Source organism: Pseudomonas sp. GB2N2 (assembly GCF_054897705.1).
This window is the reverse complement of sequence record NZ_CM142701.1, coordinates 877,383-899,911: the sequence shown is the minus strand read 5'-3', so window position 1 is coordinate 899,911 and position 22,529 is coordinate 877,383. Positions and strand designations below refer to the sequence as shown.

At 60.9% G+C, this 22,529-nt stretch carries 21 protein-coding genes and 1 pseudogene; 10 read left to right on the top strand and 12 right to left on the bottom strand.

The window, feature by feature from the left end; all coding sequences use genetic code 11:
- Positions 1 to 25: 25 nt before the first annotated feature.
- The 7 genes from ACYZT4_RS04170 to ACYZT4_RS04140 form a co-directional block, all read right to left on the bottom strand.
- On the bottom strand, positions 26 to 922 hold the full coding sequence (locus tag ACYZT4_RS04170) for a glycine betaine ABC transporter substrate-binding protein (protein ID WP_461985476.1): 897 nt from the start codon (positions 920 to 922) through the stop codon (positions 26 to 28).
- A 47-nt stretch (positions 923 to 969) separates the two neighbouring features.
- Complete coding sequence (locus tag ACYZT4_RS04165; RefSeq protein ID WP_461985474.1) at positions 970 to 1,638, bottom strand: ABC transporter permease; 669 nt, start codon at positions 1,636 to 1,638, stop codon at positions 970 to 972.
- A 2-nt stretch (positions 1,639 to 1,640) separates the two neighbouring features.
- Positions 1,641 to 2,639, bottom strand: a complete 999-nt coding sequence (locus ACYZT4_RS04160; protein ID WP_461985472.1) for an ABC transporter ATP-binding protein — start codon at positions 2,637 to 2,639, stop codon at positions 1,641 to 1,643.
- Positions 2,636 to 3,325, bottom strand: coding sequence for an ABC transporter permease (locus tag ACYZT4_RS04155; RefSeq protein ID WP_461985471.1), 690 nt, complete (start codon positions 3,323 to 3,325; stop codon positions 2,636 to 2,638). Before ACYZT4_RS04155 ends, ACYZT4_RS04160 begins: the two co-directional genes overlap by 4 nt.
- A 345-nt stretch (positions 3,326 to 3,670) precedes the next feature.
- On the bottom strand, positions 3,671 to 4,666 hold the full coding sequence (locus ACYZT4_RS04150) for a GlxA family transcriptional regulator (RefSeq protein WP_461985469.1): 996 nt from the start codon (positions 4,664 to 4,666) through the stop codon (positions 3,671 to 3,673).
- A gap of 170 nt (positions 4,667 to 4,836) precedes the next feature.
- Positions 4,837 to 5,811: an alpha/beta hydrolase gene (locus ACYZT4_RS04145; RefSeq protein ID WP_461985467.1), complete on the bottom strand. Its 975-nt coding sequence runs from the start codon at positions 5,809 to 5,811 to the stop codon at positions 4,837 to 4,839.
- 34 nt (positions 5,812 to 5,845) lie between these two features.
- Positions 5,846 to 6,739, bottom strand: coding sequence for an amidohydrolase family protein (locus ACYZT4_RS04140; protein WP_461985465.1), 894 nt, complete (start codon positions 6,737 to 6,739; stop codon positions 5,846 to 5,848).
- A 377-nt stretch (positions 6,740 to 7,116) separates the two neighbouring features.
- Between ACYZT4_RS04140 and ACYZT4_RS04135 the strand changes: the two genes are divergently transcribed.
- Positions 7,117 to 7,278, top strand: a complete 162-nt coding sequence (locus tag ACYZT4_RS04135) for a DUF2986 domain-containing protein (protein ID WP_461985463.1) — start codon at positions 7,117 to 7,119, stop codon at positions 7,276 to 7,278.
- Here the strand turns inward: ACYZT4_RS04135 and ACYZT4_RS04130 are convergent.
- The 3 genes from ACYZT4_RS04130 to ACYZT4_RS04120 are packed head-to-tail and all read right to left on the bottom strand — an operon-like array spanning position 7,259 to position 10,860.
- Positions 7,259 to 8,176: a LysR substrate-binding domain-containing protein gene (locus ACYZT4_RS04130; protein ID WP_461985461.1), complete on the bottom strand. Its 918-nt coding sequence runs from the start codon at positions 8,174 to 8,176 to the stop codon at positions 7,259 to 7,261. The two genes, ACYZT4_RS04135 and ACYZT4_RS04130, sit on opposite strands and share 20 nt — an antisense overlap.
- A 6-nt stretch (positions 8,177 to 8,182) precedes the next feature.
- Positions 8,183 to 10,396: a xanthine dehydrogenase family protein molybdopterin-binding subunit gene (locus ACYZT4_RS04125; protein ID WP_461985459.1), complete on the bottom strand. Its 2,214-nt coding sequence runs from the start codon at positions 10,394 to 10,396 to the stop codon at positions 8,183 to 8,185.
- Positions 10,396 to 10,860 (bottom strand): (2Fe-2S)-binding protein, encoded by a 465-nt coding sequence (locus ACYZT4_RS04120; RefSeq protein WP_461985457.1) that lies wholly within the window; start codon positions 10,858 to 10,860, stop codon positions 10,396 to 10,398. Before ACYZT4_RS04120 ends, ACYZT4_RS04125 begins: the two co-directional genes overlap by 1 nt.
- Positions 10,861 to 10,978: 118 nt before the next feature.
- Here ACYZT4_RS04120 and ACYZT4_RS04115 point away from each other — a divergent pair, with 118 nt between their 5' ends.
- The 9 genes from ACYZT4_RS04115 to ACYZT4_RS04075 all read left to right on the top strand — a co-directional run bounded on the left by ACYZT4_RS04115 (position 10,979) and on the right by ACYZT4_RS04075 (position 21,338).
- A complete protein-coding gene (locus ACYZT4_RS04115) occupies positions 10,979 to 11,869 on the top strand; it encodes a LysR substrate-binding domain-containing protein (RefSeq protein ID WP_461985455.1) in 891 nt (296 codons plus the stop codon).
- Between the two features lie 330 nt (positions 11,870 to 12,199).
- Positions 12,200 to 13,129: an amidohydrolase family protein gene (locus tag ACYZT4_RS04110; protein ID WP_461985453.1), complete on the top strand. Its 930-nt coding sequence runs from the start codon at positions 12,200 to 12,202 to the stop codon at positions 13,127 to 13,129.
- A 4-nt stretch (positions 13,130 to 13,133) separates the two neighbouring features.
- Complete coding sequence (locus tag ACYZT4_RS04105) at positions 13,134 to 14,039, top strand: amidohydrolase family protein (RefSeq protein ID WP_134418495.1); 906 nt, start codon at positions 13,134 to 13,136, stop codon at positions 14,037 to 14,039.
- 160 nt (positions 14,040 to 14,199) lie between these two features.
- Entirely contained in the window at positions 14,200 to 15,585 is a 1,386-nt protein-coding gene (locus ACYZT4_RS04100; RefSeq protein WP_461985451.1) for a UbiD family decarboxylase, read from the top strand.
- A gap of 11 nt (positions 15,586 to 15,596) precedes the next feature.
- Positions 15,597 to 16,220 carry a UbiX family flavin prenyltransferase gene (locus ACYZT4_RS04095; RefSeq protein ID WP_461988538.1) on the top strand — a complete coding sequence of 208 codons (624 nt, stop codon included), beginning with the start codon at positions 15,597 to 15,599 and terminating at the stop codon, positions 16,218 to 16,220.
- A gap of 62 nt (positions 16,221 to 16,282) precedes the next feature.
- Complete coding sequence (locus tag ACYZT4_RS04090; protein WP_461985449.1) at positions 16,283 to 17,335, top strand: CobW family GTP-binding protein; 1,053 nt, start codon at positions 16,283 to 16,285, stop codon at positions 17,333 to 17,335.
- Positions 17,336 to 17,589: 254 nt separating this feature from the next.
- Positions 17,590 to 18,957, top strand: a complete 1,368-nt coding sequence (locus ACYZT4_RS04085; protein ID WP_461985448.1) for a nucleobase:cation symporter-2 family protein — start codon at positions 17,590 to 17,592, stop codon at positions 18,955 to 18,957.
- A 12-nt stretch (positions 18,958 to 18,969) separates the two neighbouring features.
- Positions 18,970 to 20,358 carry an amidohydrolase family protein gene (locus ACYZT4_RS04080; RefSeq protein ID WP_461985446.1) on the top strand — a complete coding sequence of 463 codons (1,389 nt, stop codon included), beginning with the start codon at positions 18,970 to 18,972 and terminating at the stop codon, positions 20,356 to 20,358.
- A gap of 122 nt (positions 20,359 to 20,480) precedes the next feature.
- Positions 20,481 to 21,338, top strand: a complete 858-nt coding sequence (locus ACYZT4_RS04075; RefSeq protein WP_461985445.1) for a hypothetical protein — start codon at positions 20,481 to 20,483, stop codon at positions 21,336 to 21,338.
- A gap of 55 nt (positions 21,339 to 21,393) precedes the next feature.
- Here the strand turns inward: ACYZT4_RS04075 and ACYZT4_RS04070 are convergent, their stop codons facing one another.
- Together ACYZT4_RS04070 and ACYZT4_RS04065 are read right to left on the bottom strand one after the other, a co-directional pair.
- Positions 21,394 to 22,038, bottom strand: a complete 645-nt coding sequence (locus ACYZT4_RS04070; protein ID WP_461985443.1) for an ABC transporter substrate-binding protein — start codon at positions 22,036 to 22,038, stop codon at positions 21,394 to 21,396.
- 32 nt (positions 22,039 to 22,070) lie between these two features.
- Positions 22,071 to 22,235 (bottom strand): annotated as a pseudogene (locus ACYZT4_RS04065) (2OG-Fe(II) oxygenase family protein); the annotation flags it as partial.
- Positions 22,236 to 22,529: the final 294 nt, after the last annotated feature.

The window sequence follows — 22,529 nt, the reverse complement described above, 5'->3', positions numbered from 1 at the left end:
CGAGCGGTTTCAACGTCAGCGGGAATCACTGGAGCAACTGGTTCTTCTGCAGGAACTCCCTGGACACGCTTTCGATGGACTCACGGCCAACGTCGACCCGAGAGTTGAGACCGGCAATGGTGTCATCGTCCAGTTTGGAAGACAGGGCGTTCAGCAACTCGCCGATCTTCGGGTTCTCTTTGAAGATTTCGGTGCGGATGACCGGCGTCAGCGCGTAGCTGGGGAAGAAGCCTTTATCGTCCTTCAGCACCACAAAACCGAAGGCCGGAATGCGCCCGTCGGTCGACAGGACCAATGCCAGGTCGACTTGCCCGTCCCTGAGCGCCTGGTAGGTCAACCCGCCGTCCATGCGGACGATGTTCTTGCGCTCGAATTCAAACTTGTAGGCCTCTTGAAGAGGACGCAGGCCATCGGGACGGGAGAAAAATTCGGCGTTCGAGGCGAATTTATAGGACTTGCCCGCTTCGATGTTTTTCGCGAGATCGCTGATCGAGGCAACGCCATCCTTTTCAGCCTCGTCCTTGCGCATGGCAAAGGCGTAGGTGTTGTTGGCCTTGGAAGGGTTCAACCAGGTGATGCCCTTCTCGGCGTCCAGTTTACTGATCCGCTTGTAAGTTTCGTCAGCGTCAAGTTTGTCGGTGACTTTGTTGTAGGTAATCAGGGATGTGCCGGTGTATTCCCAGTACACATCGACCTGACCATTTTCCTGGGCCGCGCGCAATACCGACGAACCCAGGTCCGGGCGTTTATCGACACTGTAGCCATTGGCGCGCAGAAGCTGAGCGGTCATCTCGGCAACCAGTTGCTGCTCGGTAAACTTCTTGCCGCCAACCACAATCGTGCTGTTGGCAGAAGCGCTGCCCACAACACCTGAAGCAAGACTAAGGCTAAGGATCACACTGGCCAGCATTCGATAAATCATCTTGCACCTCATATTGTTTTATTGGTTTAGGTCGATGGTCTTAAGATTCAGTCGCGCCCGGCCAGCCTCAGGCCTCGTGACACCGCAAGGGTTTGAATCACGCCGCAGCCCAGATCGACGGCAATCGCCAGCAGCGCGGTCGAGGCGGCGCCGGCCAGCATCATGCCGAAGTCGTTCAGGTCGATCCCGGTAAAGATCAACTCGCCCAGCCCGCCGCCTCCGACCAGAAAAGCCAGCGGCGCAGTGCCGACGTTGATTGCTAGCGCTGTGCGGATGCCGGCGAAAATCACGTTCATCGCATTCGGAATTTCGACTTGCCACAGCGTCTCCCGTGGCGTCATGCCCATGGCCTCGGCCGCTTCGACCAAGTGCTGCGGCACCGCGCGCAAGCCTTCATAGGTGTTGACTGCGACGGGCAGCAACGTGGCGACGAACAAGCCGATGATGGCCGCCCCGCTGCCCACGCCAATCACGCTCATGGCCAAGGCCAGCAACGCGAGCTTGGGGATCGCCTGCCCGACGTTAAGAAACTGCATGCTGGCCATGGCGTAACGCTGGTTCGCCGGACGGCTCATCCACACGCCCAACGGCAGCGCGACGGCCAGGGCCAGCGCCCCGCTGACGGCCACGATCTGCAGATGCTGGACCGTCAGGTAACTGATGTCGCCCCAGTAAAACTGCAGCCCTTGCCAGAATCTGCTCAGTAAGTCAGGCATTTTCAGTGCACCGCCGGCGTGATGTTTTCAACCAGCCGCGCCAGGATGTCAGCCTGGTGGACGTAGCCGATAAAGCGTCCTTCGCTGTCGTTGCACAACGCCCAATCCTGGCCGCGACCCAGCAATTGCGAGAGCACTTGGCGCAGGTCATCTGAAGGTCGGACGATCAGCTGCGAGCGCGAAGCGATGCCGTTGTTGCCACCCACAACCTGCATCTGTTGCCGCGGCGGGACCTTGCTGGCGACATCGGCTGCCCGCAGCAGACACAGGCGCTTCATGATCCGGTCGCTGCCCATGAAGTTTGCGACGAACTCGCTGTTGGGACGCGCCAGCAGATCATCCGAGCTGCCGAACTGCTGAATTTTTCCGTTGTGGAACAGCGCGACGCAGTCGGCCATCTTCACCGCTTCATCGATGTCGTGGCTGACAAACAGCACGGTTTTGTTGACCTGACGCTGGATGCGCATGAACTCATCCTGAATCACTTCCCGGTTGATCGGGTCGATCGCCCCGAACGGCTCATCCATCAACATCACGGGAGGATCTGCCGCCAGCGCCCGGGCCACGCCTATGCGTTGCTGCTGGCCACCCGACAGTTCGCAGGGGTAGCGCTTGAGGAATCTGGACGGTTCCAGTGCGACCACTTCCAGCAACTCCGCGGCGCGCCTACGGCTTTTGGCCTTGTCCCATCCCAACAGATTCGGGACGACGCAGATGTTTTCCTCGACGGTCATGTTGGGGAACAGGCCCACTTGCTGAATCACGTAGCCGATGGAGCGTTTGAGGGTGACGCTGTCCAGTTCGGAGGTGTCGCGACCACCGATGCGGATCGTGCCTGAGGTGGGCGTGATCAGCCGGTTGATCATTTTCAGCGTCGTGGTTTTGCCGCAGCCCGACGGCCCAAGCAGTACGCAGATCTGCCCCTCTTCAACATTGAAAGAGACGTCCTCTACTGCAGTGACTGAGCCGAATTTCTTGTTTAAATTCTCGATCTGGATCACGTCGTAGCTTCCTTCATTCGGCCAGTGGCCACTTTGTTCTTGTTCAGGCCTTTTGGCGTCAGCACGCGTTGCAGGCCGTAGAGCGCGTAATCGGCTGCAACGGCGATCACGCTGATGATGATCGCGCCGGCCAGCAACTGTCGGGTGTCCGATTGCGCGATGCCGCGAATAATCAGACTGCCCAGGCCACCCGCGCCGATGTAAGCCGCAATGGCGGCGATGCCGATGTTGATGACCGTCGCCATCCGCACGCCCGCCATGATCAGTGGCACAGCAATCGGCAGCTCGACCTTGCGCAAACGCTGCCAGGTCGACATGCCCATGCCTATCGCCGCTTCGCGTAACGCCGGGTCGATGTTGGAGATCGCGGTGGTGGTGTTACGGATGATGGGCAACTGGGAATAGAGAAACAGCGCAATGACCGCTGGCACGACACCGATGCCGTAGCCGATCAACGACAGGGCCGGAATCATCAGCCCGAACAGCGCGGCGGAAGGAATGGTCATCAGCACAGCGGCAAACGCCAGGACCCACCGACGCGTTCTGGGGTGCTGGGAGATCGCGATCCCGACCGGCACGCCGGTCAGAATCGCCAGCCCCACCGCTATCGCCACAATGAGCAGGTGCTGCCCGAGTAGCAGGCCGATCAGCCCGCCGTTTTCCAGAATGAAACTCAAGGTTTCCATGGTGGTTATGCCTTCTGTACGTCATTGTTATTTTTTCCGACCGTGCACCTGGAGCTGGGCGTCGGATTTGTAAGGAAACAGTACCGCGCTACCCCAGGCAGATTGAGCTTTGAGTTCGACGATTTCTATCAAAAAACCGACGTCACGAGGTCCGCCAGCCGCTGTGCGTTGTGAAATATCGATTGCGCAGGAAAGCGCGCAGGATCGCCAAATACCCCAGGCTCGCAGGCACGCACCGCCGGTCGGGCCAAGTCATTAGCTTGCTATGCGGTTGCGCAGGAAGGGTTGGCTCAGCGTTTTTTCAGGCACATAGCGTTCGTTGCCCCACGCGCCTGGTGACTGTAATCAGGAATGCGCATCATCAAATTTCCGCCGCTCCTCTCCGGGTGTGCAACCCCACACTCGACGGTAAGCCGCGCCCAGATGTGACGCCGAGACAAACCCGCAGCTGTAGGCAATGGACGCAATGGGCTGTGTGCTTTCACGCAGCAACCGGCGCGCCTCGTTCAGCCTGAGTTCCAGATAGAACTTCTTCGGTGTCATGCCAAAGTGCTGATGCCACAAGCGTTCCAGTTGCCGGTGCGACAGGTTGCATCGACCAGCGATCTCTTCGATGCCGACGATGTTCTCCAGGTTGTCTTCCATGAACGCAATAGCCGCGGTCAGCCGCCGATCGTGAATCCCGAATCGCCACTGAATCGACATCCGTTGATGTTCTTCCGGCGCCCTTATCCTCGCGTGGAGGAATTGTTCGGCGATGCTGGCGGCCAGCGGATTACCGAAATCGAGGGCGATTTGCGCCAGCATGAGGTCGATGGCGGCCGTTCCCCCGGCACACGTCCAGCGGTTTGCGTGGTTGACGTACAGCTCTTTGGTGACTTCGATGGTGGGGAATTCTTCGGAAAACTGACCGATCGATTCCCAGTGCAAGGTGCAGCGCTTTCCTTCCAGCAACCCGGCGCGTGCAAGGATGAACGTACCGGTGCTCAGTGCGCCAACGGTAATCCCCCGGGCCGCAGCGCGCTGCAGGAAGCGCAACATTTTCGGCGGTTTCTGATGTTCGATATCGAGGCTCGCCAGGACAAACACCCGATCAAGGTCGGTCGCTCGATCAATTGGCACGGTCTGGATTTCGATGCCGCTGCTGGAACTGACCGGCCCGCCCGCTTCCGTGAGCAAGGTCCATTCGTACAGCGTCTTGCCGGACAACCGGTTCGCCGCCCGCAAGGGTTCGCTGGCGCCAGCCAGGGCCATCATCGAAAACTGAGGAAGAATGAGCAGCCCGATTCGCTTGGTTGTGTAGCTATTCACAGACGTCGCTGATTCGCGGGGGGCCGTCATTGCCAGATCCTTACATGGGGGGTTCCAGCCGTTCGAGTGAACAGCGCAGGCCAGCCCGAGGGAATGGCTTTAGAGACGTCATGTTAGGGGTTGGGCAGGTATTCAGCCAGATTGAATCGCTGTGAGACCTCGTCCGCAGCCCGAGGTCTCACAGGATCATGGCGAGTGGATCAGCCCCGGGTGCGGATGGCCTCGTCGATGCTCTGGATCATCGACTTGAATACAGGGCTGTCGGCCTGGTTCTGCTGGCCGTGTTGCATGTGGGCAATGATCAACGCGCTCGGGCCGGCATCACCCGGGTAGTTCTGGTGCAGGCGCACCGACTCCGAAGGCATGTGCAAGGTGTTGTCGGCGCCGTGGATGATCAGTGCTGGCGGGAAGCCTTTTGCACCTTCGATGGACTGCTCCGGGTCATACGCCACGTAAGACTTGTAGGACTTCGCCGTGACGTGGGTGCAGCCAGGCCAACGGTCGGCGCCACCGGCTTCGGTGTAGCCGCCCAATTGCTGATCAACGTACGCCTGGGTTTCAGGGTCCAGTGGGTAGTAGCCGAGGCGGGTTGCATCAGTGCCGGTGTCGAACGGCGGGATCGGCGCATCATCCACGAGTTGGTTGATGGCGGCATCAGCCGCACCGTTGTCGGCGCGCAAGGCTTGCAGCTTGCGGATGTTGGTGTAGCTCATCGGCACCCAGAAGCGGATCTGTTCTGCGCCGGCGGCGGCCAGTTCAGCCACTGCACCGAGGCTCGCCACCGAGCCCATCGCCCAGGATGCGACGACCGGCATCTCGCCAAAATTTTCGCGGGCCCATTCGACGGCACCCAGGACTTCATCTTTCTGGTCTTCGAGGATGACGTTAGTGATCTCGATATCGCCGGCCTGGATTGTGTTGCGGATGTGCTTGTTGGAAAAGAAACCCGCGACGTCGTAGGTCATGACTCGATACCCGAGGGCGGCCAATGCACGACCGAACAACTGGCCGTACATGGTCACGCCACCGGTGAAGCCGGAGTTGAAAACCACCGGCGGCAGTTTTTGCAACGCGGCGTCCAGCTGTTCTGGCTGAAATACCGTGCCTTTGAGGCTCAGGGTTTCATCACCGTACTTAACGGCGAAGTTGATTTCTTTTGTTGTAATGTTCGTCATCACTGGTATCTCGACGTTAGGGCGTGGGCGTAGATCAACTTGCCAATTGGCCAGAGGCTCCGCGCAGAAGCTGGCCAACAGGAATGTGGGTTTCTTTCGAAACAAGATTTGCAACGGCATCAACAAAGTTAAAAGCTTTGCTCAGATCAAACAGATCGGCGTACGGCTTGCCCGGGTTGTCAGTCCCGACATGCGGTGCATCCGTGGCTTCCAGAAGGATCTTGTCCGCGCCGACTGCGCAAACAATCTGCGTTACGAAACGCGCGGTTTCCTCGGGGTGCACAGAGGTTCGATAGCCAGGGCCTTTGAACCAGACGTTGCCGCGTTCTCTCGCCGAGTCGAGTAGGGCGATGTACGCCGGCTCCGTGATGTCCCGCTCGCGGTGACAGGTGCCCAGATGATCGATGATGACCCGCACACCACGAGGGATCTGGCGCAACACGCGCAAGTTGGTCTCGGCTTCTTTTGCGTAAATGTGCAGATGCTGGTGCGGGAGCAGTCGGGCGTAGAGCGCCGACCAATGCTCATCACTGAAGCGCGTGGCAGAAACCGTTTCAGGCGGTGCAGTGTGCAGGACGATCCGGGCGCCAATGACCTGGGGGTGCGCGAGGCGTTCCCGGGAGGCGTAAGCAGGCTCCGCCTTGATCGTCCCCACCAGCCTGACGTCCCCATAGCGCTCAGGATTGGCGGCTTGCAGTGCCTTCAGTTCATCGAAGGATGCGAATACGTTTTCTGAATCCGGCAGGATACTGAGGTGGACATTATTGATAAGCGTCGGGGTTATTCCCGCATCGATCAACTTATCCAGATAAGCCGTCAGCGGATGCGGTGCGGGCAACGTGTAAGGCAGCGAACCGGCCACCCGACGCAGATCCTGCGAAGTATAAAAATGAACGTGGCTATCAATTCTTTGGGTCGACGGCAGCATGATTATTGTTTCCTGCTTTTGTGCGAAAACAATAATCGTCGTCAGCGCTTCGTTGCTCCCGCCAACTCGACGTCTAGTATCAAAATTTCGCCATGTGCGATTTCAGGCGCAGGAGGATTCGCGAATCACGGCGGCTTGTTCCGACGCCCGCAGCAGCCCTCGGGCCGCTCTGCGGCGCTGCTTGCAGGATTTCAGCGGTGCTTAAAAGAAGCTGGGGTCAGTTGGCGGGTTTGAAGTTCGTTCGGAGGATGGCGAGATTTTGTTGTCGTCAAGGGAAGGACAGGGTCGGCGGCGGGGGCTGTGAGCCAAGGTGTGAACCCTCTCGAACCTTGTTTCAAGCTGATACCATTCGAACATCTACAAGCCGGGCAGAAACCATGAATCGCCAGAAAAAACTCCAGCAGCTGTTCAAAGCTAAAGCTAAAAAAGCCAGTGCCAAATTGGCGCCGCAGAACAAAGACAGATACATCAGCAAGGCTGACCGCTTGAAACTGGCTGAAGAATCCAGTCCCGAGCCGATCATTGCCGCTGAGGGCTGATCTGCGGTTGCTGGCGCTCTTCCAGAACCCGCTCGCGCAAGGTATCGAGAAAAAGTTTCAGCACCGGCGAGTCGTCGTCAGCGCGGTAAGTGACATACAGCGGCACTTCCGGCAACGCCGGTGTCAGGCGGCGGAATACCAGCCCAGCCGGCGCCATCTGTTCGATGGATGCTGGCAACAGCGCCACGCCAAAACCGGCTTGCACCAGGCTGAGCAGGGTTTGCACCTCGATCACCTGTTGGCGGATCTGCGGGGTGAAACCGGCTTTGATGCAGCACTGATAGAGAAAATCGGCGAACCTCGACTGCTTGAGTTCCAGCGCCACGAAAGGCTCCAGCGCCAGGTCCGCCGGCGCCAGGCTTTCGCGGTGAGCCAAGGGGTGATCCGCCGGCATGACCACGCGAATCGGTTCGTAGATCAGCAGTTCATTGCGCAACTGCGGATCGTCATAACCGACCCGGAACACACAGGCATCAATGCGCTTTTCCTTCAACGCCTTAACCTGCGTCGCCGGCGTCATTTCATGCAGGCGCCAGGACACCTGGGGATAGCGTTCACGAAACAGGTGCAGCGCCTTTGGCAGCACGCCGACCATCACCGAACTGATCATGCCGATTTCCAGCTCGCCCAATTGCCCGCGACCGGTCTGACGCGTCAGGTCCAATGCGCGGTTCAGTTGTTCGAACACCAGAGGAGCCTGCTCCTTGAGCATCTGTCCCGCGGCCGTCAGCTCAACCCGATGATGACTGCGCTCGAACAGCGGCGTGCCCAGTTCCTCTTCCAGCAAACGAATCTGCTGGCTCAGCGGCGGCTGGCAAATGTGCAGACGCGTGGCCGCCCGGCCGAAGTGCAGCTCTTCGGCAAGGGCCATGAAATAGCGCAGCAATCGCAGGTCCATGGCGGCTTACCCCAGGGTCAGTGGCGTCGAACGCTGGCGCACGCCGGTCAGGCTGAACAGCGCATTGGCGATGGCCGGGGCCACGGACGGGCTGCCCAGTTCACCGACGCCACCGGGTTTGCCGGGTTCACCGTCGAGCACCAGGATGTCCACCGCCGGCATGTCCGACATGCGAGTCACCCGGTAGTCATGGAAGTTGCTCTGCACCACCCTGCCCTGCTTGATGTCCATGCGGTCGAACAGCGCGTGACCGAGCCCCCACATCAGGCCGCCGTAGATCTGTTCCTCGACGCCGCCCGGCGATACGGCCAGGCCGCAATCGACCACGCAGGTCAGCTTGTCGACCTTGATCACGCCGTCCTTTTTCGAGAGCCTGGCGACCACCGCGATGAAGCTGGTGTAACCCTGATGGGTGGCGATGCCCAAGGCGATGCCTTCCGGCAACTGCTCGCCCCAACCGGCGCGTTCAGCAGCACTTTTGAGCACCGCGACGTGCCGTGGGCGCTCGTGCATGTTGGCCAGGCGAAACGCCAAGGGATCCTGTCCGGCACCGTGGGCCAGTTCATCCATGAAACTTTCCACGGCGAACACGTTGGGAATGAAGCTCACCGAGCGGTACCAGCCGCTGGGCACGTTGCTTTCGTGCTTGATCCAGACCAGGTCCAGATGTGCCGGGCGATAGGCAAAATCCCACGCGGTGATGGCTTCAGTGGTGCTGTAGTCCATGTGGTCCGGGCGCTCGAAATAACCGGGTTCCCACTGCTCCGGCGAGGCCGGCGACACCGCATTGAGTTGCAACGCGGTCAAGCGCCCTTCAGCGTCCAGAGCGCCTTTGGCCCGGTGCAAGGTAGCCGGGTGCATGAACAGCGCACGCATTTCGTCTTCGCGGCTGTTCATCAACTTGACCGGCACCTTGGCCTGTTGCGCCAGGTACGCGACTTCGAACAACCAGTACTTGGCCTCCCGCGCACCGAAACTGCCGCCGGACACCAACTCATTGATGGTGACCTTGTCCTTGGCGATGTTGCACACCGTGACCGCCGCCTCCAGCGCCGACGACGGCACCTGCACGCCGCCCCAGTAAGTGATGGCGTCGTTCGTTACCTGCGCGGTGATGCACACCGGCTCCAGCGGGTTTTGCACTTTATACGGCATGCGATAGTCGGCTTCGAGCAGCTTCGCGGCGGTCGGCCATTGCGCGGCGACATCCCCCGCTGCCATCGCGCTGATCCGTTGCGCCGTCTTGTCGTCGATGGCCGCCGCTTGCGCTGTGGCCAGTTGATCGCTGTCGAAGTCGGCCAGGGGCGAGTCGCTCCAATGCACCTTCAATAGCTCGCGCCCCTGATGCGCGGCCCAGTAGTTGTCCGCGAGGACGGCGACGCCTTCCTGATTGCCACCGAGTACGTCGGGCCGGCCCGGAATCGCGATCACCTTGCGCACGCCCGGCACTTGCAACGCGGCGCTGGAATCCACCGCCAGCACCTTCGCGCCGACCACGGGCGTGCGTTGGATCACGGCCACCAACATCTGCGGTAACACCACGTCGATGCTGTAATGGAAGCGCCCGCAGACCTTGGCCGCCGCATCGCGTTTATGCCGCAATTTGCCAATGTATTTGAACTGCGCCGGGTCCTTCAGTGTGACCTTGGCCGGGGCCGGCAACTGCGCGGCAACATCCACCACATCACCGTAGGCGAGGCTGCGTCGAGTGGCGGCATGCAGCACGCGACCGTCTTCAGTGGTGCAACTGTCGGGGCTGACTTTCCACTGCTTCGCTGCCGCCGCGATCAACAGCGCACGCGCCGTGGCACCGGCCATGCGCAGGCGATCGTATTCGAGGGAAACGCTGGTGCTGCCACCCGTAGAAAAGACTTTCCAGACCGGATGAATGTACGTCTCGAAGAACGGATTTTCCGGCGAGATCACCTGCACCGTCATCGGGTTGACGTCCAGTTCCTCGGCCACGCACGCAGCCAGCGCAGTGTGGGTGCCGGTCCCGGAATCGTGTTTGTGCACCACCAGTTTCACCGTGCCGTCAGGCAGCACCCGAACCCAGGCATTCGGCTCGAAATCACCGCTCGGCGCCGAGGTTTTCGCGGTTGTCGCCGCGATGCCCGAGGGCAGATAAAACGCGATTGCCAAACCGGAGGCGACCGTGGCCGCCTGCTTGAGAAAAATCCGCCGCGGCAGTTCGACTTGAGTGTCATCGATAAAAGACATCAAGCCTCCTTCTGCGCAGCAGCCGCGCGCTTGATGGCCTTGTTGATTCGCCCGTACGTGCCGCAGCGGCACAGGTTGCCGGACATGGCGTTGCGGATCGAGTCATCGGTGACCGCCGTGCCGGTGTTGAGCAGCGCGGCGGCGGACATGATCTGACCGGATTGACAGTAACCGCATTGCGGCACATCTTCGGCAACCCAGGCCAGTTGCAGCGGGTGCTGTTCGGTGGCGGACAAGCCTTCGATGGTGGTGATGCTGTGACCCGCCACGGCAGCGACTGGCAGTTGGCAGGAACGCACCGCGACACCGTCCAGGTGCACGGTGCAGGCACCGCACAACCCCATGCCACAGCCGAACTTGGTGCCGGTGAGTTTCAAGTGGTCTCGCAACACCCATAACAAGGGCATGGAGGGCGATGGCTCGACCAGCTCGTGTCGTTCGCCGTTTACCGTGAATTGGATCATTGTCAGGCTCCAAGAGAGCGGCCCGTCTTTGTGCAGGCCTGGTCGCCGATTATTGGGAGCCCGGGCAAAAACCGGCCAGCGACGATTTCTGCCACCCTGTGTAAGTAGGACTAACAGCATGTACAAGCGATACCCGTCGGTGCAGTCGATGAACGCGTTTATCCAGGCTGCTCGCAGCGGCAGCTTCTCCAGCGCCGCGCGCAAGCTCGACCTGACCCACAGCGCGATCAGCCAGCAGATCCGCAGCCTCGAAGATTTTATCGGCCAGCCGCTGTTCGTTCGTGAAGGCGGCGGCAGTAACCTCACCGATGCCGGGCAGTTGTTTGCCAGCGTGCTGTCCGACGGCCTGGCGCAGATCGACCGGGCACTCTCCTCGGTGCAAAACCGCAGCGTCGCGCAACGGTTGACCCTAGATGTCGACAGTGAGCTGGCGCAGAGCTGGCTCAATCCACGATTGCCGGAACTGCTCGATTTATTGCCCGACCACGAGGTGATTCTGCTGTCGATGCCGCGCTCGGATCGCACCTCATTCGAGCGTGTGGACCTGGCGTTGCGTTACGGCTACGGCGATTGGGAAGATTGCGAGATGACCCAAATTTGCACCGATCGCGTGACCGCTGTGGCGTCGCCGACGCTGCTTGAGCGCCATGGCTTGCAGGTGCCGATCACTCCGGCGCAGGTCCTGCAATTGCCGCTGCTGGGGTATACGCGGCGTTCGTGGATTCCTTGGCTGGACGCCGCCGCCATGGCGCCGAACGAGCCGACGGCGCGGGTGGTTTTCGATAACGCAGCCAACCTGATAGCCGCGGCCGAAGCTGGGGTCGGCACCGGGCTGGTCCGCGGGTTGCTGGCGGCGGATGCGTTGCGCGCAGGACGTTTGGTGGAGCTGAACGACGCGCAGATTCCGGCGCATTACAACCTCTACGCCGTATGGCCACCGGGGCAGGCTGAGCGAGTGGCGCCGGTGGTTGAAGTGATCCGCCAGTTGGCTTTGCGTACACAGGGCTGACGCCATCGCTGGCAAGCCAGCTCCCACAGGAATCGATGGTGTTCACTGGATCTGAGACACACCACAAAACCTGTGGGAGCTGGCTTGCCAGCGATGAGGCCCGCCCAGTCAAAGCAAACCATATCGAACAGGTATCACCCACTCGCCCAATTAATATTGTACGAACCCCAACCCCCTTTCCAATACTCCTCCCCAAGCAGCCAGCGTCCCGAGCCGGATGCGACCAGGCGAGGGAATGCGCAGCAGTGCGCATAGAAATGGCCGATTGCCCGGGACGTGGCTGCTGTGAACCGCAAGGTTCCCTTCCCCGCTATCAGGAGATCGACTTCAATGATCATCGATATCAGTTGCTATCCCACCGACCTGGTGGACCTCGCCTGGAGGCATGACGGTGACCCGTTCACCGGCGAGCGTCTGCTGGAGATGATGGATGGCCCGTATATGGTCAACGGCAAACCTCGCCGCATCGACAAAGCCTTTATCCAGCCGCCACAAGGCAACACCATTTACACCTGGACCGACGGCGACCTCAGCGGTCGCGAATCCATCGACGCCTACATGGCCTACACGCTGAAAATGGTCCAGACCTACCCGGATCGCTTCATCGGCTGCTTCGTCTACAACCCGCGCTGCGGCGTGGAAAACGGTGTCGAGGCGATTGAGCGCTACGTCACCGAACACGGCTTCAAGATGGTCCAGATGCAGGCCAACATGCACGCCTACCGTCCGGACCGTGCGCTGGACTGGGTGCGTCCGTGCTTCGAGAAATGCGCCGAGCTGGGCATCCCGGTCAAGCTGCACACCGGTGACGGGCCGTACAGCATCCCTTCGGAATGGGTGCCGATGATCAAGGAGTTCCCCAACGTCGATTTCATCATGGCGCACTTCGGGGTGCAGACCGGCGGCGTCTATGTGTTCGAACCGATGCAATGGGCGATGGAACTGCCCAACGTCTACTGCGAATCCGGCTGGTGCCTGCAATCGCGGATCGTCGAGTTTGCCAAGGTCCTGCCGACCCACAAAATCCTCTTCGGCACCGACACCCCGCCGAACGAGCCGGGCATGTGGCTGCGCCTGCTGGAAGTGCTCTGCCATGAGCCGCCGCAGGGCCTGAATCTCGACGAGGACACCCTCGAAGACTACCTGGGCAACAACACCGCACGGATGATCGGCCTCGAACCGACGCCGCCGCCACGTTCCGTGTCCGAAGCCGAGGCGCAGTTGAAGCGCCCTGTCACCACCCAGCTGGCCAGGAGTTGAACCGATGATTATCGATACCCATCTGCACCCCACCAACCTGGTCGATGAGGCCTGGCGTCACACCGGCGAACCGTTCACTGGCGAGCGCATGCTCAAGCTGATGGACGGCCCGTACATGATCAACGGCAAACCCCGCCGCATCGACATGGGTTTCATCCAGCCGCCACCGGGCAACACTGGTTATCGCGACGGCAACCGTCGGGGCCGCGAAGGCGTGCGTGACTACATGTCGTACATCGCCGAACTGTGCATGAAGTACCCGGACCGCTTCATCGGCAACTTCAACTTCAACCCGCGCTGGGGACCGGAAAACGGCGCGGCGGAGCTGGAATTCCACATCAAGGAATACGGCTTCAAGATGCTCAAGCTGCACGCCAACATGCACGGCTATCGTCCGGACCGGGCGCTGGACTGGTTGCGGCCGGCAATGAAAGTCTGCGCCAAGTACAACATCGTGGTGCTGATCCACACCGGCGACGGCCCGTACACCATTCCGACGATGTTCTACCCGATCATCCGCGAGTTCCCGATGGTCAACTTCATCATCGGTCACTTCGGCATCCAGACCGGCGGCAACTACTCGTTCGAGGCGTTCTGGATGGCCATGGACACGCCGAACGTGTACTGCGAATCGGGCTGGTGCTTCCAGTCGCGGATCGTCGAATTCGCCAAGGAGCTGCCGCGCAACAAGATCGTGTTCGGCACCGATTCCCCGCCGAACGAGCCGGGCATGTGGCTGCGTGAACTCGAAGTGCTGTGCTCGCCAGCACCGCAGGGCCTGGGGATCGATGAGGATCATCTGGAGGATTACCTGGGCAACAACATCGCCCGGCTGTGCGGCATCGAACCGACACCGCCGCCCAAGGACCTGATCGAGGCAGACATTCGTCTGACCACGACTTACCTCTAAGCCTGAGCACAATCCATGTAGGAGTGAGCCTGCTCGCGATGAGGCCGGGCATTGATGTCGAGTGACCGACCGCCATCGCGAGCAGGCTCGCTCCTACAGGGGTTCGCGCTCGCTTCAAAACTTTCTGAGTGCACAGCATCGTTTTCAACGAGGTGAAACCATGACCCTCTCTACGCTCGGCGATACCCAGGATTTCCACGCGTTCATCGACGCCTATCGCCGGCAGTACCCGGACGATGTGTTGACCGTTCACGAAAAACTCTCCGCCGACCAGGACGTCACCGCCCTGGTCGACGCCTTGGCCACCCAAGGTCGCGACCCGCTGCTGATCTGCGAAAACGTCGGTCAGCTCGGCGTCCCAGTCGCTACCAACCTGTTCGCCTCCCGTACCCGCATCGCCCGAATGTTCGGTGTCACGCCGGCGCAACTGCACGAAACCTTCCAGGCCCGCGCCAATCAGCCGATCGCGCCGCGCTACGTCGAAACCGGTCCGGTGCTGGACGAAATCTTTGAAGGCGAAGCCGTGGACCTGGCGCTGCTGCCGATGCTCAAACATTTCGACAGCGACCGCGGCCCGTACATCACCAACGCGATCATCATCGCCGAAGACCCGGTCACCGGCATCGCCAACATGAGCTATCACCGCTCGATGCGCCATGCCCGGCAAACCCTCGCCACCAGCCTGCATTCACGCGGCCACCTGTGGCGCATGCTGCAGACCGCCCGCGAACGCGGCGAGGAATTGCGCGTGGCCATGGTGGTCGGTGCCCATCCGCTGTTCATGCTCGCCGCCGCCGCCCGTTTACCGTTCGGCAGCGATGAGCGCGCGGTGGCTGGCGGACTGTTGGGTGCCCCGCTGGAACTGGTCAAGACCCCGCGCTACGGCATCGGCGTTCCGGCGTATGCCGAGTTCGTGCTGGAAGGCGCCATCGACCCGGCGGCCTATGCCGAGGAAGGCCCGTTCGGCGAATTCAGTGGTTATTCCTCAGACCGTTCGACCAATAACGTGCTGCGGGTCGACACGCTGATGCGGCGCAGGGATGCGTGGCTGGTGGATGTGGTCGGCGGTCGCTACGCCGAACACCTGACGCTGGCACGGCTGCCGCGGGAAGCGGAAATGAGCGAGAAACTCAAGGCGCGCTTCCCCGCTGTCACCGCCGTGCATTACCCGAATTCCGGCACGCACTTTCATTGCTACGTCGCCCTCGACCAAAGCCGTGACGGCGAGGCGCGGCAGGTGATGCTCGCCCTGCTCGGCTGGGACCCGTACCTGAAAACCGTGATCGCGGTGGACAGCGACATCGACATCAGCGACGACAGCCAGGTGTTGTGGGCGCTGGCCACGCACTTCCAGCCGCATCAGGATATTTTCGTCATCGACGGCTTGCCCGGCAGCCCGCTCGATCCGTCGTCCTCGGTCAACGGCACCACCTCGCGCATGGGCCTGGATGCCACGCGCGGTTCGGGCTTCGACGGGATCAAGGCGCAACTGGATCAGGCCGTGGTCGAGCGAGCGCGCGCCTTGCTCAAAGGCTATCAATCGTGAACCGCCAGCGCATGGTGGTCGGCATCAGCGGCGCGTCGGGCTTCATCTACGGCGTGCGACTCCTGGAGCTGCTGGCGGAGCTGAACATCGAAAGCCACCTGATCATCAGCCGCGCCGCGCTGCTGACCATGGCCCATGAAACCGACTACAAACTGGCGGACGTCATCGCGCTGGCCAGTCACTACCACCGCGCCGACGACGTCGCCGCCGGGATCGCCAGCGGCTCGTTTCGCTGCCTCGGCATGGTGGTCGCGCCGTGCTCGATGCGCACCTTGGCGGAGATTGCCACGGGCACCTCCTCGGGACTGATCGGTCGTGCGGCCGACGTCACTTTGAAAGAACGCCGGACCCTTGTGCTGATGGCGCGGGAAACGCCGCTGACCCTCGCTCACCTGCGCAACATGACCGCCGTCACCGAAATGGGCGGGATCATCGCCCCGCCGGTGCCGGCCTTTTACGCCCGCCCGCAGAACCTTGCGCAAATGGTCGATCACAGCCTCGGCCGGGTCCTCGACCTGTTCGGCCTCGACGCCGGGACCGCGCTGCGCTGGGGCGAACTTCAACAAAAACACCAACCCTGTAGGAGCGAGCCTGCTCGCGATGGCGGTGTGTCAGCAGACATCTCCGTTGCCTGACACCCCGCAATCGCGAGCAGGCTCACTCCTACATTGATCAATTCGTCGTTAAGGAGCATCACATGAACAGTCCATTCAACGCCCCGACCCCGAACCGCAAAATCCCCGTGACCATCCTCACCGGGTTTCTCGGCGCCGGCAAAACCACGCTGCTCAACTACATCCTCAGGGAAAACCACGGCCGCAAGATTGCGGTGATCGAAAACGAATTCGGCGAGGTCGGCATCGACGGTGACCTGGTGCTCAGCTCCGAAACCGAAGAAATCTACGAGATGGTCAACGGTTGCGTGTGCTGCACCGCCGAAGTTCGCGAGGACCTGGTGCGCATCGTCCGCGAACTGGTGGCGCGCCCGGTGCGGCTCGATCACATCCTGATCGAAACCAGTGGCCTGGCCGATCCGTACCCGGTGGCGCAGAGCTTCTTCATCAACGATCCGATTGCCGATGAAGTGGAGCTGGACGCCATCGTGACCATGGTCGACGCCAAGCACATTGCCCAGCACCTTGAGGATTTGCAGCTGGATGGCGTCGACAATCAGGCGGTCGACCAGATCGTCTGCGCGGACCGCATTGTGATCAACAAGGTCGATCTGGTCAGCGACGACGACGTAGCCGCACTGCGCGGCAAGATCCGTGGGCTGAACGCCACGGCGGAGCTGGTGACCTCCAGTTACGCCGAAATCGACCTGTCGAAAATCCTTGGCATTGGCGCGTTCGAGTCGACGCAGAAGCTGATGGAAATCGGCTCGGAACACGATCACCACGCCGATGTTCACGCTGATGATCACCCTCATGATGAACCGGATCATGCACACGACCCGAGCGTGTCTTCAGTCGGCATTGCCGTCGACGGCGCGGTGAACCTCGGCGCATTCCACCGCTGGATCAGCAAACTGCGCGACGAGCAGGCGGACACCCTGTACCGCATGAAAGGCGTGTTGTCGGTGGCGAATCAGGATCAACGTTATGTGCTGCAAGGCGTGCACAGCCTGGTCGAATTCCGCGCCTCGACGTCCTGGGGCGCGGAACCTCGCTCGAGCAAAATCGTATTCATCGGCCGCGACCTGGACCGCGCGGCGTTGAACCAGGGCTTTGCCGCCTGCCTGGCAGGCTGAAAAACGGCATCGGAGCCGGTGGATGGCGGTTCCGGGCACATAAAGCGAAATGCCTGATGCAAGTCAGTCAGGACAACAAAAAAACCTGTGGGAGCTGGCTTGCCAGCGATGACGGCTGAACAGTCGACACATTCATCGACCGATAGTCCGCCATCGCTGGCAAGCCAGCTCCCACAGGAATGGAGGTGTCCTGGAAACAGCATCAGAACGAATACCCCTCTCTACAGCATAAAAACAGCAAGAGGTGATTCTCCATGTCGTCAGCCACATCTCCATCGAAAACACCATCCACCGTCCACCCGGTCGACCAGGTTCTTCCGGTCCGCCAGATGCTCACCCTTGGCCTGCAACACATGGCCGTCTCGTACATCGGCGCCATCGCCGTGCCGTTGATTGTCGCCACCGCGCTAAAGATGTCCCAGGCCGACACCGTGGTGCTGATCAGCACCACGCTGTTCTGCTCGGGCATCGCCACACTGTTGCAAACCGTAGGTTTCTGGAAGTTCGGCGTGCGCTTGCCGATCCTGCAAGGCGTTGCCTTCAGCAGCGTCGGTCCGGTCATCGCCATCGGCTCCAACCCGGAGGTGGGATTCGTCGGGGTCTGCGGGGCGGTGATTGGCGCGGGGATCTTTACGATGCTCGTCGCGCCGTTCGTGGGCCGATTGCGCCGCTACTTTCCGCCGGTGGTCACCGGTTGCATTGTCACGGTGATCGGTTTGCAGCTGTTCCCGATTGCCTATGAGTGGGTCGGTGGCGGCCGCAACGCCAGCAATTTTGGCGCGCCGGCCTACCTTGCCGTCGCCGCCGTGGTGCTCGCGACCATTCTGTTGGTCAACCGCTATGGCAGCCCGATGATGCGCAACATGGCGGTGCTGATCGGCATGTTGATCGGCGCGGGGCTGGCTTACGGCCTGGGCATGGGCAGTTTCCACAGCGTGCAGGAAGCGCCGTGGCTCACCGTGCCCTACCCGTTCTACTTCGGCCTGCCCACTTTCAGCCTGATCCCGATTGCGACCATCGTGGTGGTGATGGTCGTGCAGATGGTCGAGTCCATGGGGCTATTCGTGGCCATCGGCGACATCGTCGACAAACCGGTGGAAGAAAAACAGGTGATCAACGGCCTGCGCGCCAATGGCCTGGCAAGCACCATCGCCGGGATGTTCGCGGCGTTTCCGTTCATCGCCTTCATGGAAAACGTCGGGCTGGTGATTTTGACCGGGGTGCGCAGTCGCTGGGTGGTGGCGATCAGCGGCTTGCTGATGTGTGCCGTGGCGCTGGTGCCCAAGGCAGGGGCGATCATCGCATCGATGCCGACCGCCGCCCTAGGAGGTGCCGGGATTGCCATGTTCGGCGTAGTCGCCGCCGCAGGCATCCAGACCCTGGCCAAAGTCGATTACGAGCGCAACCGCTTCAACGTCCTGATCGTCGGTTTCACCATCGCCGCCGCCCTGGTGCCGGTGCTGGCACCGGCCCTGTTCAAGCAAATGCCCGAGTGGTCCCAGCCGTTCCTGCACAGCAGCGTGGTGATTGCCTGCCTGGTGTCGGTGCTGCTCAACGCGGCGCTTAACGGCGTCAGCGCGCCCGACAGCGCCGCCACCAAGCCTGCGCCCCACAGCCTCTGACTGGAGTAGCACATGACTCAACCTCAAAACATCCTGATCAAAAACCCGCTGGCGGTGATGACCGGCTTGCGCGGTTTGCGTGCCCGGGCCGGTAGCGTCGACATTCGCGTGGTCAACGGGCGCATTGCCGAGATGGCTGCCGGCCTGGTGGCGCAACCCGGCGAGCGGGTGATCGACGCGAGCAACTCGGTGGTTTATCCAGGCTGGATCAACACCCACCATCACCTGTTCCAGAACCTGCTCAAAGCCGTGCCCGAAGGCTTGAATCAAGACTTGCAAGGCTGGCTGGCCAGCGTGCCCTACCCGCGCCTCAACCGCTTTACCCCGCATCTGGCGCAGATCGCCGCGCGCCTGGGCATGGCCGAGTTGTTGTTATCGGGGGTGACGACCTGCGCCGATCACCACTACCTGTATCACGCCAACGGCAGCACCGAGACTGGCGACTTGCTGTTTGACACCGCCGACACGTTCGGCATGCGTTTCGTGCTGTGCCGGGGCGGCGCACTGGAATCCGCCAGCGCGCACCCGGGTTTCTCGAAAACGGCGCTGCAACCGGAGTCGCTCGAGCAAATGGTCGGTGACATCGAACGCTTGAAGTCGCGATATCACCAAGACGCCCCGGACGCGATGCGTCGCGTGGTGGTGGCGCCCACGACGCCGACGTTCTCGCTGCCGCCCACCTTGCTGCGCGAGCTGGCGCACACCGCGCGCGGTCTCGGTTTGCGTCTGCACACGCACCTTTCGGAAACCCAGAACTACGTGAATTTCTGTCGCGAGAAATACAACTGCCTGCCGGTGGAGTTTGTTGCCGAACACGAATGGCTCGGCCCCGACGTCTGGTTCGCCCACGCCGTGCATTTGCAACCGGGGGAAATCCGCATGCTCGCGCAAACCGGCACCGGCATTTCACATTGCCCGGTGAGCAATGCGCGATTGGGCAGCGGCGTTGCACCCGTCCCACAAATGTATGAGGCCGGGGTGCCGATATCGCTGGGCGTGGATGGCGTGGCGTCGAACGAATCCGGAAGCATGGTCGGTGAAGCGCACACCGCCTGGCTGATCCACCGCGCCGAACAAGGCGCCTCGGCAACCACCGCCGAGGATGTGATTCATTGGGGCACCGCCGGTGGTGCTCAGGTGCTCGGATTGGGCGCGGTCGGCACGCTGGAAATTGGTCAGGCAGCAGACCTGGTGATCTACGGCCTGGATCATCCTCGGTTCTTTGGCTTCCACGACCGGGCGGTAGCACCCGTGGTCGCGGGCGAACCGATTGCCGTGCAGTACAGCCTGGTCGGCGGACGACTGGTGGTCGATGACGGGGTGATTCCGGGGCTGGATCTTGAGCGCATGCGCGCCGAGGCTTGGGACGGCGTGCAGCAGATGATGCACACCGACGATTGATCCGGCGACCCACACAAAAACCATTGTGGGAGCGGGCGTGCTCCCCCATTTGATCGAATAGCCCACACAAATAATAAAAAGTCCCCTGAGCCAAAGCGGACAACCACTCAAGGAAATACACGATGCAGAAGCGCAAGTTTCTCGTAGGGCAGACCTTCGCCCTCAGTTCACTGATGTTGGCGACAGCCATGCCGTTACTCGCAGCAGACTGGAGCGATAACTCCATCAGTTATTGGTATGGCACCCGCTTCGCCGAGCCGGGCATCGACGGCCCGATCGCCAAGCACATTGCCGAGTTCACACATGCGGATGGCTACACCTACGGCAGCAACTTCCTCGACGTCCAGGTGCTGTTTTCCGATAGCCACGATCCGGCCAAGGGTGGCGACGACGGCGCCACCGAAGTGTATGCGGTGTATCGCCATCAACTGTCCCTGAAAAAGATCTCTGGTCGCGACTTTAAATGGGGGCCGGCTCGTGATTGGTCACTCTCGGCGGGCGTCGACTGGAACACCAAAAACACTGAATTTGCCCCTGCCAAACGCATGCTCGTCATCGGCCCGACGTTGAATTTTGATGTGCCGGGTTTCTGGGACTTCAGCGTGATGTACCGCTCCGAGCAGAACCACAATGGGCTGGCGTTCGCGCAGAAACACGACATCCGCTTCAACGACACGTACTACCTGGAAACCGCGTGGGACATTCCCTTCCAGCCTTGGTCGATTCCGCTGAAGTTCAAGGGCTTTGCCAACTTCATCCCGCCCAAGGGCAAAGACGGCTTCGGTCACGCGTCTGTCAGCGAGACGCTGGTGCACCTCAGCTTACTGGCGGATGTGGGCGCGCTCACGGTCGGAAAGAAAGACACGTTCTTTGCCGGAGTGGGTTACGAATACTGGAAGAATAAATTCGGTAATAACTCGGCCAACACGCCCGGTACCGAGGCCAATACGCCGTTCCTGAATCTTGAGTGGCATTTGTAGCGTTCCGCCACCCGCCTTGCAGTCCGCAGGACGGGTGGCATTTACCCTCGACTGCTTAAAGCTTCCCGTCCATGGCTAACTTCACGTGTTCAGGGTCGAAACGCAGCTTGATGTTTTTGCTATTGCCCAGGCTTGAACCGTCGGCGAATTGCATGCCTACCGCGTTCGAATCAACAGCCCCGGTGCCTAGCAGGCCTTTTTCAAAGGAGAAGTTTTTGACCTTGTCCATCGTCGCCTTCACTGCTGCCGACGTTGCGAAATCAACGGCCGCTGACGGTGTGTAAAACAACAGGGTTTGATCCATCTGATCCTCGTATCCGGCAAGGTCAGTGCCCGAGCGTTCAGCCATCGACGTCTTGGCGGCCTTCGCCAGCGCATCGTCCTGAGTCATCAGGTGCAGGGTTTCAAACCACGCACCGACCAGGGCCTTGCCCAGCTCAGGGTTGGCTTTCAGGGTCTTGGTGTTCACCGCCATCATGTCGATGATTTCACCCGGAATCTCCTTGGAGTTGAACACCTCGACAGTGCCCGGCGATTGCTTCTTGATGATGCTCAGTTGTGGATTCCACACGGCGGCCGCGGTGACGCCGGGGGTCATGAAGGCGCTGACGGCATCGGCGTCGCAGGTGTTGACGATCTTGATATCGCGCTCGGACATGCCATGAATATCCAGCGCCCGCGCCATCAGGTAGTGCGACACCGACAATTCGACCAGATTGACCGGCTGGCCCTGCCGTTGCTCAACACCTGGAGCATGTCGCCGATGTTGATGACGAAAGCGCCGTCCAGCGGCGGCACATCGACCCAGTCGCCAGCCCCATTGAGCACCTCCAGGCCGAGTGCGGTCGGCAGCAAAATGGTGAAGCACTCGTAGTCGGTGTGGGCGCCGATGCCGGGGCCTGCGATCAAAAACAAAGCCGAGGCGGCCTTAGGCCGACCTGGCTCATTGGTCGTACGCATTCCCCTGTAAGAGCGAGCTTGCTCGCGAAAAACGCCCAGGCAACGCGTTCATTCAGGCAGCACGCGTAATCGTTGACGTCCATCGCTGGCAAGCCAGCTCCCACAGGGAATGGTGTCAGCCCGGAGGAGGTGCACGGTCAAACGAGCGAAGCGCGCTCGCTTGATGCCCCGGTCGGCCGAGAGGCCGCCGCGTTTTTGGTTTTGATTTGGATCTGAGGCGCCCCATTACCA